Origin of the sequence: Cereibacter changlensis JA139, from assembly GCF_003034985.1 — a bacterium.
Classification (GTDB): domain Bacteria; phylum Pseudomonadota; class Alphaproteobacteria; order Rhodobacterales; family Rhodobacteraceae; genus Cereibacter; species Cereibacter changlensis.
Map to the genome: position 1 here is coordinate 33,643 of NZ_PZKG01000022.1, position 16,075 is coordinate 49,717.

General features: G+C 69.3%; 16 protein-coding genes. 8 read left to right on the forward strand and 8 right to left on the reverse strand.

Annotated features, from left to right (window positions below; all coding sequences use genetic code 11):
- Positions 1-27: 27 nt before the first annotated feature.
- The 3 genes from C5F48_RS07170 to C5F48_RS07180 all read left to right on the forward strand — a co-directional run bounded on the left by C5F48_RS07170 (position 28) and on the right by C5F48_RS07180 (position 3,369).
- Positions 28-1,053, forward strand: a complete 1,026-nt coding sequence (locus tag C5F48_RS07170) for an extracellular solute-binding protein (protein ID WP_107663223.1) — start codon at positions 28-30, stop codon at positions 1,051-1,053.
- Positions 1,054-1,104: 51 nt separating this feature from the next.
- Complete coding sequence (locus C5F48_RS07175) at positions 1,105-2,514, forward strand: amidase (RefSeq protein WP_107663224.1); 1,410 nt, start codon at positions 1,105-1,107, stop codon at positions 2,512-2,514.
- 144 nt (positions 2,515-2,658) lie between these two features.
- On the forward strand, positions 2,659-3,369 hold the full coding sequence (locus C5F48_RS07180; protein ID WP_170139669.1) for a cobalamin B12-binding domain-containing protein: 711 nt from the start codon (positions 2,659-2,661) through the stop codon (positions 3,367-3,369).
- Positions 3,370-3,472: 103 nt separating this feature from the next.
- On the opposite strand, the gene C5F48_RS07185 is transcribed toward C5F48_RS07180, so the two are convergent.
- The gene (locus C5F48_RS07185) at positions 3,473-4,513 is read right to left on the reverse strand and encodes a cytochrome-c peroxidase (RefSeq protein ID WP_107663226.1); all 1,041 of its coding nucleotides are present in this window, start codon (positions 4,511-4,513) and stop codon (positions 3,473-3,475) included.
- 195 nt (positions 4,514-4,708) lie between these two features.
- Between C5F48_RS07185 and C5F48_RS07190 the strand changes: the two genes are divergently transcribed.
- Together C5F48_RS07190 and C5F48_RS07195 are read left to right on the forward strand one after the other, a co-directional pair.
- Complete coding sequence (locus tag C5F48_RS07190; RefSeq protein WP_245941447.1) at positions 4,709-5,941, forward strand: 3-deoxy-D-manno-octulosonic acid transferase; 1,233 nt, start codon at positions 4,709-4,711, stop codon at positions 5,939-5,941.
- 106 nt (positions 5,942-6,047) lie between these two features.
- Complete coding sequence (locus tag C5F48_RS07195; RefSeq protein ID WP_107663227.1) at positions 6,048-6,605, forward strand: NnrU family protein; 558 nt, start codon at positions 6,048-6,050, stop codon at positions 6,603-6,605.
- 2 nt (positions 6,606-6,607) lie between these two features.
- On the opposite strand, the gene C5F48_RS07200 is transcribed toward C5F48_RS07195, so the two are convergent.
- Positions 6,608-7,132 (reverse strand): glutathione peroxidase, encoded by a 525-nt coding sequence (locus C5F48_RS07200; RefSeq protein WP_107663228.1) that lies wholly within the window; start codon positions 7,130-7,132, stop codon positions 6,608-6,610.
- A 229-nt stretch (positions 7,133-7,361) separates the two neighbouring features.
- Between C5F48_RS07200 and C5F48_RS07205 the strand changes: the two genes are divergently transcribed.
- Both C5F48_RS07205 and C5F48_RS07210 read left to right on the forward strand, forming a co-directional pair.
- Positions 7,362-7,856: an NUDIX hydrolase gene (locus tag C5F48_RS07205; RefSeq protein ID WP_245941446.1), complete on the forward strand. Its 495-nt coding sequence runs from the start codon at positions 7,362-7,364 to the stop codon at positions 7,854-7,856.
- Between the two features lie 69 nt (positions 7,857-7,925).
- The gene (locus C5F48_RS07210; protein WP_107663229.1) at positions 7,926-8,348 is read left to right on the forward strand and encodes a DUF1178 family protein; all 423 of its coding nucleotides are present in this window, start codon (positions 7,926-7,928) and stop codon (positions 8,346-8,348) included.
- 105 nt (positions 8,349-8,453) lie between these two features.
- Here the strand turns inward: C5F48_RS07210 and C5F48_RS07215 are convergent, their stop codons facing one another.
- The 6 genes from C5F48_RS07215 to rpiA all read right to left on the reverse strand — a co-directional run bounded on the left by C5F48_RS07215 (position 8,454) and on the right by rpiA (position 15,133).
- A complete protein-coding gene (locus C5F48_RS07215; RefSeq protein ID WP_107663230.1) occupies positions 8,454-8,777 on the reverse strand; it encodes a 2Fe-2S iron-sulfur cluster-binding protein in 324 nt (107 codons plus the stop codon).
- A gap of 185 nt (positions 8,778-8,962) precedes the next feature.
- The gene (locus C5F48_RS07220; protein ID WP_107663231.1) at positions 8,963-10,453 is read right to left on the reverse strand and encodes a DegQ family serine endoprotease; all 1,491 of its coding nucleotides are present in this window, start codon (positions 10,451-10,453) and stop codon (positions 8,963-8,965) included.
- Between the two features lie 190 nt (positions 10,454-10,643).
- On the reverse strand, positions 10,644-11,735 hold the full coding sequence (gene hflC / locus C5F48_RS07225) for a protease modulator HflC (RefSeq protein ID WP_107663232.1): 1,092 nt from the start codon (positions 11,733-11,735) through the stop codon (positions 10,644-10,646).
- Complete coding sequence (hflK, locus tag C5F48_RS07230) at positions 11,735-12,928, reverse strand: FtsH protease activity modulator HflK (RefSeq protein WP_107663233.1); 1,194 nt, start codon at positions 12,926-12,928, stop codon at positions 11,735-11,737. Before hflK ends, hflC begins: the two co-directional genes overlap by 1 nt.
- Before the next feature lie 55 nt (positions 12,929-12,983).
- Positions 12,984-14,342: a glutathione-disulfide reductase gene (gene gor, locus C5F48_RS07235; protein ID WP_107663234.1), complete on the reverse strand. Its 1,359-nt coding sequence runs from the start codon at positions 14,340-14,342 to the stop codon at positions 12,984-12,986.
- A 2-nt stretch (positions 14,343-14,344) separates the two neighbouring features.
- Positions 14,345-15,133, reverse strand: coding sequence for a ribose-5-phosphate isomerase RpiA (gene rpiA, locus C5F48_RS07240; RefSeq protein WP_107663235.1), 789 nt, complete (start codon positions 15,131-15,133; stop codon positions 14,345-14,347).
- Between the two features lie 444 nt (positions 15,134-15,577).
- Between rpiA and C5F48_RS07245 the strand changes: the two genes are divergently transcribed.
- Positions 15,578-16,075, forward strand: a 498-nt coding sequence (locus C5F48_RS07245; protein ID WP_308812745.1) for a serine dehydratase beta chain, incomplete at its 3' end; no start/stop codon positions are given.

The window sequence follows — 16,075 nt, forward strand, 5'->3', positions numbered from 1 at the left end:
CGCGCCAAGACCAACATGGAGAGACCGATGAAAAGACTGATCACCGCCACCGCGCTGCTGCTGGCCAGCAGTTCGCTCGCCAGCGCCGAAGGGGTGCTGAACCTCTACAACTGGGGCAACTACACCTCGCCCGAGCTTCTCGCGAAGTTCGAGAAGGACACCGGCATCAAGGTCAGCGTCACCGATTACGACAGCAACACCACCGCTCTCGCCAAGATCGAGGCCGGCGGTGCGGGCTTCGACCTGGTGGTGCCCTCGGCCAACTATGTCGGCATCTTCCGCGACAAGGGTCTGCTGACCGAGCTCGACCTGTCGAAGCTGCCGAACCACAAGAACATCGCCGCCGACTGGATGGATGTCGACTGGGATCCGGGCCGCGCCTATTCGGTGCCGTGGCTCTGGGGCTCGACCGGCGTGGGCGTGAACACCTCGGTCTACAAGGGCGACATCAACACCTCGGCCATCTGGCTGGACGTGCCGGACGAGCTGAAGGGCAAGGTGAACGTCACCCCCGAGATGAACGACGTGGTGGCGCTGGCCACCATGTATGCCGGCGGCGAGTTCTGCACCGAGGATGTCGAGGTGCTGAAGAAGACCCGCGACATCCTGATGGCGGCCAAGCCGCACTGGATGAGCATGGATTACGGCATGGAGGACAAGATGGCGACCAACGACGTCGCCGCCTCGGTCTACTGGAACGGCGCGATCCTGCGCGCCCGGCTGAAGAACCCCGACGTCGCCTATGGCTATCCGAAAGAGGGCTTCATCCTCTGGATGGATTCGATCGCCCTCCTGAAGGACGCGCAGAACGTCGAGAACGCCTATACCTTCATCAACTACATCCTCGAGCCGGAACATGCCGCCATGCTCTCGGCCTTCGCGCGCTATTCCAACGGCGTCGCGGGCTCCGAAGAGTTCATGCCGGAGGACATGAAGGATGCCCCCGAGGTGGTGGTGCCCGAGGAGTTCAAGGCCGCCGGCCACTTCCTGCCGGCCTGCAGCCCCAAGGCGCAGGAATACATCACCGCGATCTGGACCGAACTCCAGAAGTAACCTGACCCCCGGGCGGGGCCTCCGCGGCCCCGCCCGTTTTTCTGGAATGCCATGACCGATCTCACCAGCCTCTCGGCCTCCGACCTCTCGCGCCTCGTAGCCGCCCGCAAGGCGGCCCCCTCCGAGATCATGCAGGCCTTCTTCGCCCGCATCGCCCGGGTGAACCCGGCGCTCAACGCCATCGTGGCGATGCGCGACCCCGACGAGCTCTTGGCCGAGGCGAAGGCCGCCGACGACAGCACCGGCGGTTGGCTGCACGGGCTGCCGCTGGCGGTGAAGGATCTGGTCGCGGTGCGCGGCATCCGCTCCAGCTTCGGCTCGCCGATCTTCGCCGATCTCGTCCCCGAGGCGGACGAGATGCTCGCCGCCCGGATGCGCGCGGCGGGGGCGATCTTCATCGGCAAGACCAACACGCCCGAATTCGGCCTCGGCTCGCACAGCTTCAACCCGGTGCACGGCGTCACCGCCAACCCCTATGCCCCTGAGCGGACGGCGGGTGGCTCCTCCGGCGGGGCGGCGGCGGCGCTGGCCGCGCGCCTCGTGCCCGTCGCCGACGGCTCCGACGCCATGGGCAGCCTGCGCAACCCCGCCGCCTTCTGCAACGTCTACGGCTTCCGCCCCAGCTTCGGCCTCGTGCCTTCCGATCCCGTGGGCGACAGCTTCCTGCACCAGCTCGCCACCGACGGCCCGATGGCGCGCTGCGTCGAAGACCTCGCCCGACTGCTGGAAACGCTGGCCCAGCCCGATGCCGCCAATCCCCATTCCCGGCCGTGGCAGCCCTATGCCACCGATCTCGACGCCGCCCCCGAAGCGCTGCGCATCGGCTGGCTCGGCGACTGGGGCGGCGCCTTTCCGATTGAGCCGGGCATCCTTGGCACCTGCGAGACCGCGCTCAAGACGCTCACCGACCTCGGTCACCATGTCGAACCGCTGGCCCCGCCCTTCCCCGCTGCCGAGCTCTGGGACAGCTGGACCACGTTGCGCAGCTGGTCCAACGCCGCCGCCCGCGCCGCGCTCTACGACGATCCGGCCAAGCGCCGCCTGCTGAAGCCCGAAGCGATCTGGGAGATCGAGCGCGGCCTCGGCTTCGACGCGATGCAGGTCCACCGCGCCTCGGTGATCCGCTCGGCATGGTTCACCACGCTGGCCGATCTCTTCACCCGCTTCGACGCGCTGGTGCTGCCCGCCGCGCAGGTCTGGCCCTTCCCGAAGGACTGGCGCTACCCCGAAAGCATCGACGGCAAGCCGATGGACACCTACCACCGCTGGATGGAGGTGGTGATCCCGGCCAGCCTCGCCGGCCTGCCGACCCTCGCCGTGCCCGCAGGCTTCCGCGACGGGCTGCCGATGGGGATGCAGATCCTCGGCCCGCGCGGCGCCGACCGGGCGATCCTGCGGCTCGGCCAGCAGTATCACCGCGCGACCGACTGGCCCGGCCGGCAGCCGCCAAGCCTGCCATAGTTTCAGACTTTTGCATATGTTGACAGCCGCCGCCCCATGCCGGACTCTCGGGGCGAGAAGGCCGCGTTCAGCAAGCGCTGTCAGCCATTCCGGATCAGCGTGCCAGAACAGAAACCTCCCCGGCGGGATCTTCCAGCGAAGACCGTGCTCAACCAGGTGGAACCGCTGACCCGGGACCTTCTGGCGCAACGCAAGGCCGGGGCCAGCCGTCGTCCGATCAGCCGCTATGTCGCGCAACTGCGCGCCGCCTGCCTGCGCGATCAGCCGGGGGCCTGCCTGCGCAGCGCCAAGGGGATGATGAAGGCCGGCATCGACGCGGGGCGGATCGCCGACATCTACGTGCCCGCCGTGGCGCAGGCGCTGGGAGAGGATTGGGTCGCCGACCGCAACAGCTTCGCCGATGTCACCCTGGGCGCCTCTCGGCTGCAATCGCTGCTGCGCGAGCTCGACGAGGCGGCGGCGCTGCATCCCTATGGCGATGGACCGGCGGTGCTGGTGGCGACCGCGGCCGAGGCGCATCACACGCTGGGCGCGGTGCTGCTGGCGGGCCAGCTGCGCCGTCAGGGTTTTTCAGTCCGGCTGCTGCTGGGGGCACGGCCCGCCGACCTGCAACAGCAGCTGCGCCAGAGCGGCTTCGACGCCGTCTTCCTCTCGGCCTCGCGCAGCGAGGATCCGCAGGTGCTGCGCCGGCTGGTCGAGGCGGCTCGGCCCGTGCCCTTGGTTCTGGGCGGCGGGCTGCTGGAGCTGGGGCCCGAGGTGGTGGCGCAGACCCGCGCGCCGCAGGCGACCAGCGACCTCTCCGAGGCCTTGCGGCTCTGCAACCTTGCGCGTCCCGCGCCTCGGGTAGCGTCGTGACACAAGACGCGATCCTGCCGGATGACGACGCATCTGGCGAACCTTTGCCACCGTCTCGGCGGCTGAGGGGGAGAGGGGCGGCGGGCCGCCCCTCCCGGATCAGTTACTGCAGCAGCTCGACCGTCGGGCGCGGCGTCTTGGCGGTTTCCGGCGGCAGTTCCGGCAGCGTCACCGGCGGCACGGTTCCCGTCAGGCTGTCGAGGAAGGCCACGACCTGCGTCACTTCGATGTCGCTCATGTCCTCGCCCAGCTGCGATTCCGCCATGATGGTGACGGCGGTGTTCAGGTCCCAGACCTTGCCGGAGTGGAAATAGGGCGCGGTCACGCCGACGTTGCGCAGCGGGGCGGCGCGGAAGACATATTCGTCATCCACCGTCGCCGTCACCGCGAAGCGGCCCTTGTCGCCCTCGGGCAGCACATCGGCGCCGGGTTTTTCGACCAGGCCGAACGGGTAGTAACCATGCCCGCCGACGTTCACCCCGGAGTGGCAGGAGGAGCAGCCCTTGTCGATGAACAGCTCCAGCCCCGCCTTGGCCTCCGCGGTCAGCGCCGCGTCATCGCCGTTCAGCCAAGAGTCGAAGGGAGCCGGGGTGATCAGCGTCGCCTCGAAGGCCTCGATCGCCCGCGCCATGTTGTCGAAGCTGATAGGCGAGGTCTCCTCCGGGAAGGCGGCGGTGAACCACTCGACATAGAGCGGCATCGAGGCCAGCGTGCCCTCGACCTGGGCGGGGGTGTTGGCCATCTCCACCCCGGCCTGGATCGGGCCCTTGGCCTGCGCCTTCAGGTCATCCGCGCGCCCGTCCCAGAACTGCGCCTCGTTCAGCACCGCGTTCAGCACGGTGGGCGCGTTGCGCGGCCCCTTCTGCCAGCCATGCCCGACCGAGGTCTCCATGTTGTCGTCGCCGCCGGTCGCCAGGTTGTGGCAGGAGGCGCAGGAGAACACGCCCGAAGCCGACAGCCGCGGATCGAAGAACAGCGCCTTGCCGAGGGCGATCTTCTCGGGGGTGATCGTGTTGTCTTTCACCGCCGGCACCGTGGAGGGCAGCGGAGCGAAATAGGTCAGGGCCTTGTCACGAAGGGCATCTGCCTGTGCCGCTCCGGTCATCGCCGTGCCGGCGATCAGGGCGGCCATCAGAACGCGCATTTTCGTCTCCTGTAATCGATTTACCATGCTAGAAGAGCCTAGGATTTCATCACGGTCTTCAACTTGACTTCGATCAATTCTAAAAAGTTCTTGTGGGTGGCGACATGTCGCACCCCCTGCCTCGCGTCCGATGCCAGTGTCTTCCGCTTGCCCCCGCCCTGAATTCTCGCCAAGACACTGTGCGAAGGACTTCCCGTGCTGACCCTTTACCGCCTGATCCTCACCCTTGCCCTGCCGGTCCTGCTCGCCGCGACGGCCTGGCGCCGGCTGCGCGGCCGCGGCGTGGCGCAGGAGGCGGAACAGCGGCTCGGCCTGATCCCGGCGCAACCCGGCCGGCCGCTCTGGCTGCACGGGGCCAGCAACGGCGAGATCACCTCGGCCCGCTGGCTGATCGAGGAGTTGCTGGCCCGCGATCCGGACCGGCCGCTGCTCATCACCTGCAACAACCCCAGCGCCCGCGCCATGGTGCAGGGCTGGGCCCTGCCCCGCACCACCGCCCTGCTCGCCCCCTGGGACACGCCGGGCTGCCTGCGCCGCTTCCTCGCCCGGGCGAAGCCGCGGGCGCTGGTGACCATCGAGAACGAGCTCTGGCCCGAGCGCATCAGCCGGACCGCCGCCGCCGGCCTGCCGGTGATCGCGCTCGGCGCGCGGCTCTCGGCGCGGTCCGCGCGGAGCTGGGCGCGCTTCGCCCCCGGCCTGCTGCGCCACATGCTCACCCGGCTGAGCTGGGTCTCGGCGCAGGATGAATCCTCGGCCCGCCGGCTGATCGACGCCGGCCTGCCGCCGGACCGGCTAGGGCCGCGCGTGGTGCTGAAGTCGCGGCTCACCGCCGCCGCGGCGCCGCCCGCCGCCTTCGCCACGCCGCCGCGCGCCCGCTGCCTGCTCGCCGCTTCGACCCACGAGGGCGAGGACGCGGTGATCCTCGACGGGTTCGCCCGCAGCCGCGACCGCTTCGACCTGCTGATCCTCGCGCCGCGCCATCCGCAGCGCGGCGCGATGATCGCCGGGCTGGCCGCCGCCCGCGGGTTCGACACGCGGCGCCGCTCCGAGGGGCACGACCCCGGGCCGGGCACCGCCGTCTATGTCGCCGACACGCTGGGCGAGATGCCGCTCTGGTACGGGATTTGCGGCGCGGCCTTCATCGGCGGTTCGCTGGTGGAAAAGGGCGGCCACACCCCGTTCGAGCCGATCGCCCAGGATTGCGCCCTGCTGCACGGCCCCTCGACCTACAATTTCGCCGAGGTCTTCGCCGCGCTCGACGCCGCCGGCGCCGCCCTGCCGGTGACCGACGCCAAAAGCTTCGCCGCCGCGCTGGCGGGGCTTTCGACCGAGGAGCAGGCCCGCATGGCCGCCACCGCGCACCGCGCCCTGCCGCCCTCCGGCGACGAGGCCCAGCTGATCGCCGCCGTCCACCGTCTCACCGCCTGAGCCGCGCGCCGTGACGTAGCGGCAGTGCCGGCGGGCCGGGCTTTCCCGACCGCGGTCGCAGCCTAGCTGAAAAAGCTGTGGTACCCGGTTGCGGAGCCTGTTGCGGATGGTGCTGTTGACGATTGGTCTTCTGCTGTTCATCGCCGCCCATCTTTTCGGGCGGCTGGCCCCCGGCCTGCGCGCGCGGATGGGCGACCCGGGCAAGGGCCTGCTCACCCTGGTCATGCTGGCGGGCCTCGCGCTGATCGTCATCGGCTTCCGCAGCGCGCCCTTGCTGCCGCTGTACCAGCCGCTGCCGCATGTCGGCTACCTGAACAACCTGCTGATGCTGCTCGCCCTCGTGCTGTTCGGGGCCAGCGTGCTGAAGGGCGTGCTCTGGACCCGGATCCGCCACCCGCAATTCCTCGCGACCATCCTCTGGGCCACGGCGCATCTGCTGGTGAACGGCGATCTCGCCTCGGTGCTGCTGTTCGGCAGTCTGGGGCTGTGGAGCCTCGGGTCGATCCTGCTGATCAACGCGCGCGAGGGGCGTTGGTCGCCGCCGCCGCCCGGCCCGCTCCGGCGCGATCTTGCTCTGGTCGGCATCGCCGTCACACTCTATGGCGCGATCACCTCGACCCATATCTGGCTGGGCCACAACCCCTTCCTCGGCAGCTTCGGCTGAGCTCAGGGCAGCAGCGCCTCGATCTCGTCGGTGATCGCCGCCGAGGTCGGGCTGACCGCCGAGCCCCAGCTCTGCACCAGTTCGCCCTCCGGACCGATCAGCACCTTGTGGAAGTTCCAGCCCGGGGTGACGCCGTGGTCCTGCGACAGCCAGCGGTAGAAGGGATGCGCCGCCGCGCCGGTGACATGCGAGATCTCGGTCATCGGGATGGTGTGGTCGAAGTTCACCGCGCAGAAGTCCTTCACCTCGTCGCCGCTCGCCAGCTCCTGCCGGAAGTCGTTGGAGGGCACCGCCAGCACCGTCAGCCCCCGCGGAGCATAGCGGTCGGAGAGCGCCTGCAGATCATCATATTGCGGCGTGAAGGCGCAGAGCGAGGCGGTGTTCACCACCAGCACCGGATGGCCGCGCAGCGCATCCAGCGCGATCTCGCCGCCGTCGATCGAAGCGAAGCGCAGGTCCGGCGGCATCGCCGCCGCGGCGGGCAGCGCCGGCAGGGTCAGGGCGAGGGCAAGAACGGCGGCGCGCATCACGGGTCTCCTGTCGCCGGTGGAAGCAGGTGCGTCTCATATAGACCGCCGCCGATCCGCGTCCACCGGCATATCCCGCAAGGGAAATGCGGATTTTTCGGCATCGACGCGAACATCCTGAGAAGAGTTTCGTTGATGAAATCCCTCGCCCCGGCTTCGTGCTTAAGCTTTCGACAAGCAACAACGACGAACATGGGCGCAAAGCCCGGACGAGCAGAGACTTGATTGAATGACCCTGATGTCCGCCGCATCCCCCGATCTCGGCAGCCCGCTGCCGGAGACGCGCAGCCAATATGCCGCGCTCTGCTGGCGTCTCGACGCCGGCCGGGTCCAGGTGCTGCTGATCACCAGCCGCGACACCGGGCGCTGGGTGATCCCGAAGGGCTGGCAGGTCGAGGGCCTCTCGCCGGCGCAATCGGCGGCGCGCGAGGCTTTCGAGGAGGCCGGAGTGCGCGGCGCTGTCTCCGACGCGAGCCTCGGTCATTATCATTATGACAAGGCGCTCTGCCGCCGGCCGGGGCGCGAGGACCATGTGACCTGCGTCATGACGGTCTACCCATTGCAGGTCGCCGACCTGGCCAGCCGCTTCCCGGAGCGCGGCCAGCGCAAGCGCAAGTGGTTCGCCCCGGAAAAGGCCGCCCGTCGTGTGGCGGAGCCCGAGCTTCGCGCCCTGCTGGCCGGATTCGTCCCGCCGCCAGCCGGGATTGCCGCGCCAGCCTCTTGAAGCGCGGCGAGCGCGGATTTAGGTGACAAGGGTGAGGTGCCGCATTGGGCGGCGCTCCCCGGTGCCAGAATGATCCGCTACAGTCTGAAATGCGACCAGGACCACGGTTTTGAAAGCTGGTTTCAATCCGCCGCGGCCTTTGATGACCTCGCCGCCGCGGGCCGGCTGTCCTGCCCGGTCTGCGGCTCCGTCACGGTCGATAAGACGCTGATGGCTCCGGCGGTGCGCCCGGCCCGCAAGGCCGCGCCCGGCGCGCTGGCAGCCCCCGGCTCCAAGGTGGAGGAGGCGCTGGCGGCGCTGCGCAAGCAGGTCGAGGAGAACTCGGAATATGTCGGGCTGAATTTCGCGGCCGAGGCGCGGGCGATCCACGAGGGCGACGCGCCGCAGCGGGCGATCTACGGCGAGGCCAAGCTGGAAGAGGCGCGCCGGCTGGTCGAGGACGGCGTGCCGGTCGCGCCGCTGCCCTTCATGCCGCCGCGCAAGGTGAATTGAGCGGCGGGAGTCCGGAGGGGGGTGGGGTCGAACCCCACCCTACGGGGGACATAGCCGCATCGATAGCAGCGCGGCAGGTTGGGGGGCGAAGCCCCCCGCTTGCGATCAGATCTGCTTTTCCGGCATCTGCACCACCAGCCCGTCCAGCGCGTCGGAGACCTTTAGCTGGCAGGTGAGGCGCGAGCGGACCGGGTCGGGCTGCCAGGCGAAATCCAGCATGTCCTCTTCCATCGCGTCCTTCTTCGGCAGTTTCTCCACCCATTCCGGGGCGACATAGACATGGCAGGTGGAGCAGGCGCAGGCGCCGCCGCAATCCGCCTCGATGCCCGGCACGCCGTTGTCGCGCGCGCCTTCCATCACGGTGAGGCCGTTGGCCACCTCGATCACATGTTCCTTGCCGTTGAATTCGACATAGGTGATTTTCGCCATCGCTTGCCTCGTTGCTTGCCCCTCTGGGGGTATTCCCGAGCCATAGGCGAAACGCCGGCGATTTGCCAGAGCCGCGGCGGCGCTCTCCCCCCGATGTGACGGGCCTGCCGCGCCGGAGCCTGTGGAGCGAATAGCAAAGGGGCGGCCGGTGCCCGGCCGCCCCCAAAAAGCCTCGCCTCAGCGGCTCACTCGTCCAGCGACAGCGCCACGAAGCGCGGGTCGCCGCCGCGGCGCACCAGCAGCAGCAGCGACTTGCGGCCGGCGTCCTTCGCCTCGGCGATGCGGTCCTGCAGGTCCTTGATCGTCACCACCTTCTGCTGACCGGCCTCAGTGATCACGTCGCCCTCGCGCAGGCCCTTGGTATAGGCCTCCGACAGCTCGTCGACCGAGGTAACGGCCAGACCCTCGGTGCCGCCCGGCAGGCCAAGCTCGGCCGCCTCTTCCGAGGACAGCGGCGCCACGGTCAGCCCCAGCACCTCGGCCGTCGCCGGATCGGTCTCGGGCGCGGCGGCGGTCGGCAGGATCTCGTCGCCCTCGGCCTCCTCGCGGCGGCCCAGCGTGACCAGCAGCGTCTCGTTCTTGCCGTCGCGCATCACCAGCACGTCCACCGCCTCGCCGATCGGCGCGTCGGCCACGCGGCGCACCAGCTCGCGGGTGTCCGAGACTTCGGCCCCGTCGAAGGACAGGATCACGTCGCCGGCCATCATGCCGGCCTCCTTCGCCGGGCCCTCCGGCACGTCGGTGATCAGCGCGCCCTTGGCCTCGCCGAGCCCCATGGCCTCGGCCACGTCCGGCGTCACGTCCTGGATGCGGACGCCGAGCCAGCCGCGGCGGGTCTCGCCGAACTCGCGCAGCTGGCCCACGACCTTGGTCACCACGTTCGAGGCCATCGAGAAGCCGATGCCGATCGAGCCGCCGTTCGGCGAGAGGATCGCGGTGTTCACGCCGATCACCTCGCCCTCCATGTTGAACAGCGGGCCGCCGGAGTTGCCGCGGTTGATGGCGGCGTCGGTCTGGATGTAATCGTCATAAGTGCCCGACAGCGCCCGGTTGCGGGCCGAGACGATCCCGGCCGAGACCGAGAATCCCTGCCCCAGCGGGTTGCCCATGGCGACGACCCAGTCGCCCACCCGGGCCTCGTCGCTGTTGCCGAAGCTCACGAAGGGCAGAGGCGTCGGGCTTTCGACCTTCAAGAGCGCGATGTCGGTCTTGGGGTCGGTGCCGACCAGCGTCGCCTCCAGCTTGTTGCCGGAGAAGAACTCGATCTGGATGTCGTCGGCCCCCTCGATCACGTGGTTGTTGGTGACGATGTAGCCATCGGCCGAAACGACGAAGCCCGAACCGAGCGCCTCGGAGCGGCGCGGGCCGCCCTGCTCGCCCCGGCCCTGCGGGTCCATGAAGTCGCGGAAGAACTCCTCGAAGGGCGAACCTTCGGGCACCATCGGCGGGCGCTCCTGCGTCGGGGCGGCGATGGTGGTGGAGGTGGTGATGTTGACGACCGAGGGGCTGATCTTGTCGGCGAGATCGGCGAAGCTTTCCGGCGCGCCCTGCGCATGGGACGGAATCGCCTGCGACAGGGCCAGCGTCAGCCCGAGCATCAGCGCGAGGAAGAGGCGCAGCACGGGCTCCGGCGCGGCGTCTGCCCTGCGGCTGAGGGAAATGGCGTGAGGATGCACCCCGAACTCCTTTCGAATTGCGAATGGCGTCCCGGCGCGGCGCCGGGTCTGCTGATACCCAACAGTTAGGCGGAACGCGGCGCAATGCAAACCGGGTCATGCCCTGTCAATTGGATGTGAAGATGGCACGGATCGGCGCGAAACGAAAAGGGCCGGCGATGGCCGGCCCTTTCCTTCGGAGATTTGCCGCTCAGGGCGTGCCGGCCGGCGCCGTGGCGGGCTCCGCCGGAGCCTCCAGCGCGGGGGCTTCCGGAGCGTCGGCTTCCGGAGCATCGGCGGCGGGAGCGTCGGTTTCGGGCGCCGTGGCTTCCGGAGCTGCGGCTTCCGGCGCGGGGGCCGTGGCCGGGGCTTCCGGGGCCGGTTCAGCTGCCGGGGCCTCGGTCGCGGCCAGCGGCTGCGGCACGGGCGAGCCTTCCGGGGCCGCATCGCTGCGCAGGTACTCGAAGAACTGGCTGTCCGGCTGCATCACCATTGAGGAATTGCCCGACTGCAGCGCCCGCTCGTAGGAGGTGAGCGACCGGGTGAAGGCGAAGAACTCCGGATCGCGGCCGAAAGCCTCGGCGTAGATCGCGTTCCGCGCCGCATCGGCCTCGCCTCGGATCACCTCGGCCTCGCGCCGGGCTTCCGAGGTCACCTCGACCACGGTCCGGTCGGCCGAAGCCCGCACCCGCTGCGCCGCCTCGTTGCCGCGGGCGATCTCGTCCGCCGCCTCGCGCTCGCGCTCGGCCCGCATCCGGGCGAAGGTGGCCGAGAGGTTCTGCGTCGGCAGGTCGGTCCGGGTCAGACGCACGTCGATCACCTCGACGCCGAGCGCCAGCGCCTGGCGCCGGGCGATGTCGCGGATCTGGTTCATCAGCCCGGTGCGGTCCTCGGACAGCACGCTGTTCGAGGGCACGGAACCGAGCACCTCGCGGATGGCCGGGTTCATGATCCGCTCGAGCCGGCTCTGCGCCGCCTCGATGCCGCCGGCGCCGACGGCCTCGCGGAACTCGACCACGTCGACGATCTGCCAGCGGGCGAAGGCGTCGACCACCAGACGGCGGTCATCGAGCGGCGTGACCTCCAGCGGCTGCGTCGGCAGTCCAAGGATGCGGCCGTCGTATTTCACGACTTCCTGGATGAAGGGGATCTTGAAGCCGAGACCCGGCTCTTCCTTCACAGCCTTCACCTGACCGAATTGCAGCACCAGCGCCTTCTCGCGCTCGTCCACGATGAAAACCGAGGACAGGAGGCCGACGACGGCGACTGCCAGGACCGGCAGGATAAGGGATGCGCGGTTCATCAGTTGGTCCCTCCGGTGGTGTTGGAGGCGGCCGCGGCGGCGGGTGCCGGGCGGTTCAGCTCGTTCAGCGGCAGGAAGGGCACGACGCCCTGGCCGGCCTCGCCGCCGCTCACCCCGTCGAGGATCACCTTGTTCATCCCGCCGAGCACCTTCTCCATCGTTTCCAGATACATCCGGCGGCGGGTCACATCCGGCGCCTTCACATATTCCTCGTAGACCGACAGGAAGCGGCTCGCTTCACCCGAGGCGTTGTTCACCACTTCGGCGCGGTAGCCCTCGGCCTGTTCGGTCAGACGCGCGGCCTCGCCGCGGGCGCCCGCCGTCACCTGGTTGGCATAGGCGTCGGCGGTCCGCTCCAGACGGTCGCGCTCCTGCTGCGCGGCCTGGACCTCGCGGAAGCTGTCGATCACCTCTTCCGGCGGGTCGGCCTTGTCGAAGTTCACCCGGATGACGTTGATGCCGGCCTGATAGCTGTCCAGCGTGGTCTGCACCGCCGCCAGCAGGTCGGAGGCGATCACGCCGCGGTCCCGGTTGAGGATCGGCGACAGCTCCGAGCGCGCGATGATGTCGCGCATCGCCGAGTCGGAGACGGCGCGGATCGTGTCGGTCGGGTCGGCCAGGTTGAACAGGAACTGCGACGGGTCGGAAATATTCCAGACCACCTGGAAGGCGATGTCGACGATGTTCTGGTCGCGGGTCAGCATCAGACCGGAGTCCATGTCGCCGCTGCGGCCGGTGCCGATGTCGGTCTGGCGTTCGCCGGTGACCTGCACCACCTCGGCGGTGACCAGCGGCCAGGGCGCGAAGTTCAGGCCCGGCGTTCCGATGCTGCTGAATTCACCGAGGAACAGCTCCACCGAGCGCTCTTCCGGGCGCACCGTGTAGAAGGACATGTAGGCCCAGAGCCCGGCCGCCGCCAGCGCGCCCAGCGCCAGCCCCTGCCGGGTGAACAGCGGCCCCATCGGGTTGCCGCCCCGGTTGCCGCCACCGCCGCCGCCGCTGCCGCCGGTGCGGCCACGGCCGCCCATCAGCACGCGGAGCTGCTCCTGCCCCTTCTTCACGATCTCGTCGATCTCGGGGATCTGCGAGCCCTCGTTGCCGGGCCGCCGCGGGCCGCGCGGCTCCTTGCCGTCCTTGCCATCGCGGTTGTCGCCACCCGATCCGCCTCCGCCCCAAGGCCCTCCATTCGACATACGTGATCTTCCCCTTTGTTGCTTACCGCCTTAACTGGTCATTCCGGCGGCAAAATCAAGCTGTTCTCACCGGCTTGCGAAGTGTGACCAGTTCTTCCGACATCGTCGGATGAACCGCCACCGTCCGGTCGAAATCTTCCTTCGTTGCGCCCATCTTCACCGCGATCGCGGCAAGCTGGATCAGTTCGCCCGCATTCGGTGCGACGATGTGACAGCCGAGCACCTTGCGGGTCTCGATGCTGACGATCAGCTTCATCAGCACCCGGTCCGGACGACCGGCGAAAGCCGACTGCATCGGGCGGAACGCCGCGGCATAGACCTCGATCGGCTCCTGCTCGCGCGCGGCCTCCTCGGTCAGCCCGACCGAGCCCAGCTCCGGCTGGGTGAAGACCGCACTCGGCACCAGCTCGTGATCGGCCTTGGAAGGCTTGCCGCCGAACACGGTGTCGGCGAAGGCATGGCCCTCGCGGATCGCCACCGGCGTCAGGTTGATCCGGTCGGTCACATCGCCCACGGCGAAGATCGAGGGCACGTCGGTCTGGCTCCACTCGTCGACGATCACCTGCCCGTGCCGGCCAAGCTCCACCCCCAGCGCCTCGAGCCCGAGCCCCGCCGAATTCGGCGCCCGGCCCGTGGCGTACATCACCGCGTCGAATTCGGCGTCCGACCCGTCGGTCGAGATCACCCGGATGCCGGTCAGGCTCTTCTCCAGCCGGATCACGTCGGTGCCGCAACGGATGCGGATGCCGCGCTCGATCATCGCATTGGCGACATGGCCGCGCGCCTCGTCGTCGAAGCCGCGCAGGATCTGCGCGCCGCGGTAATACTGGCAGACCTCGACCCCGAGCCCGTGCAGGATGCAGGCGAACTCGCTGGCGATATAGCCGCCGCCCACCACCAGAAGCCGCTTCGGCAGCTCCGGCAGGTGGAAGATCTCGTTCGAGGTGATGGCATGTTCGCAGCCCGGAAACTCCGGCACGAAGGGCCGCCCGCCGGTGGCGATCAGGATGTGCTTGGCGGTGAAACTCTCGCCCGAGGCGAGCTTCACGGTATGCGCATCCTCGACCGTGGCCCGCGCGTCATGGATCGTCACGCCGGCGTTCTTCAGCGTGCCGCGATAGGCCGCCTCCAGCCGGTCGAGCTCCTTCTCCAGATGCCCGCGGAAGCGCGGCCAGTCGAAGCCGCCAATCTGGGCCGTCCAGCCATAGGCCTGCGCATCCTCGGCCATCGTGGAATAGCCCGAGGCGAAGACCATCAGCTTCTTCGGAACGCAGCCGCGGATCACGCAGGTGCCGCCCATCCGGCTTTCCTCGGCCAGCCCCACCTTGGCGCCGCCCTCCGAGGCCGCGATCCGCGCCGCGCGCACCCCGCCGGAGCCGCCGCCGATGACGAAAAGGTCGTAGTCGAAATCCACTCTCACTCTCCCAGACCGGCAAAGATGGTGTCGGCCCGGGCCAGATCGACCCGACCCTCCTGCGATGCCCCGCCGGCGATGTCGCGCAGCGTCACCCGCCCGTCGTCATGGCCGAAGATCACGGTGTCGCAGATCTCGATGAACAGGCCGTTCTCGACCACGCCCGGAATCTGGTTCAGCATCAGCGCCAGCTGGCGCGGGTTGCCGATCCGGCCGAGATGCAGATCGAGGATGTAGTTGTTCTCGTCGGTGCGCAGCGGCTGGTCGCCCGCCCTGCGCAGCGTGGTCTCGCGGCCCCCGACGTCGAGCCCCTCCAGCACCTGCCCGATCAGCAGCTGCGTGGTCTGCCAGCCGAAGGGGATCACCTCCACCGGCAGCGGGAAGGCCCCGAGCTGCGGCACATCCTTGGCGGCATCGGCAATGACGATCATCCGCTCGCTGGCGGTGGCCACGATCTTCTCCTGCAGCAGCGCCGCGCCGCCGCCCTTGATCAGGTTCAGCTGCGGATCGACCTCGTCGGCCCCGTCGATGGTCAGGTCGAGCCATTTCGCCTCGTCCAGCGTGATCACCGGGATGCCGAGCTGCCGCGCCAGCTCCGCCGTGCGGTTCGAGGTCGGCACGCCCTGCACCCGCAGCCCCTCGCTGCGCACCCGCTCGCCGAGACAGCGCACCATGAAGGCGGCGGTCGAGCCGGTGCCGAGCCCCAGCTTCATGCCATCCTCCACGAAATCCACCGCGCGCTTCGCGGCTGCGAATTTCGCCTTGTCGATCGGGGAAAGCTCTGCGGCCATGCCGGTCTCCTGTGCTTGACTGCCCAAGCTTATAGGCAAAGTGGGCAGGCGGGGCGAGGGGCAATCGCGGCGGAACCGGTCGCCGCGGCGCTTCTTCTTGGCCCAAATACTCCCGCCGGAGGCGTCCCACCCGGGCCGGAAGAGCCGCGCTCGGGGGCATCGAGCCCCCTCGCGCGGCGCTGCCGCCGCCCCTGGCCCGCGCCCCGCCAGCCTTGCCGGCGCTGCGCCCGGTCCGGCTGTCGCCGCCTTCGGCGAGAGTATTTTTGCCAAGAAGAAGACGGGACGGCGCGGCCTGGCCATGGCAATGCCGTCCGAGGGGCCTCGATGGCCCCGAGGACGGCTCCCCCGGCCGGAATGCCGCGAATTCCTGCCAGCTGTCGCTTTCCGCCTGCAAGACCGGCGCCTGCGACCCTATGTAGGATGGACAGCAAAGCGGGGTGCAGCGTGTTTCTTTCCGTCTTCGACATGTTCAAGATCGGCGTCGGGCCGTCCTCGTCGCATACGATGGGGCCGATGGTCGCCGCCGCGCGCTTTCTCGACCTGCTGCGCGGCAGCCCGTTCCATGCCCATGGCCTGCGCGCCTCGCTGCATGGCAGCCTCGCCTTCACCGGCGTCGGCCATGCCACCGATCGGGCCACTATCCTCGGCCTCGCCGGTTTCGAGCCCGCCAGCTATGACGCCGAGAAGGCCGACGCCGTGCTGGCGGCGATCCACGAGAGCCACGTGATCGAACCGCCGGGGCTGAACCCGCTGCGCTTCGATCCGAAGGCCGATCTCGTCTTCGACTACGGCCCCGCCCTGCCCGGCCATGCCAATGGCATGGTGCTGCGTGCCACCGACGCGCAGGGCGACGTGATCCTGCAGGAAACCTACTACTCCGTCGGCGGCGGCTTCGTGCTGACGGCGGCGGAGCGTGGCGGAGAGCAAGGCCGAGCGGGTGAA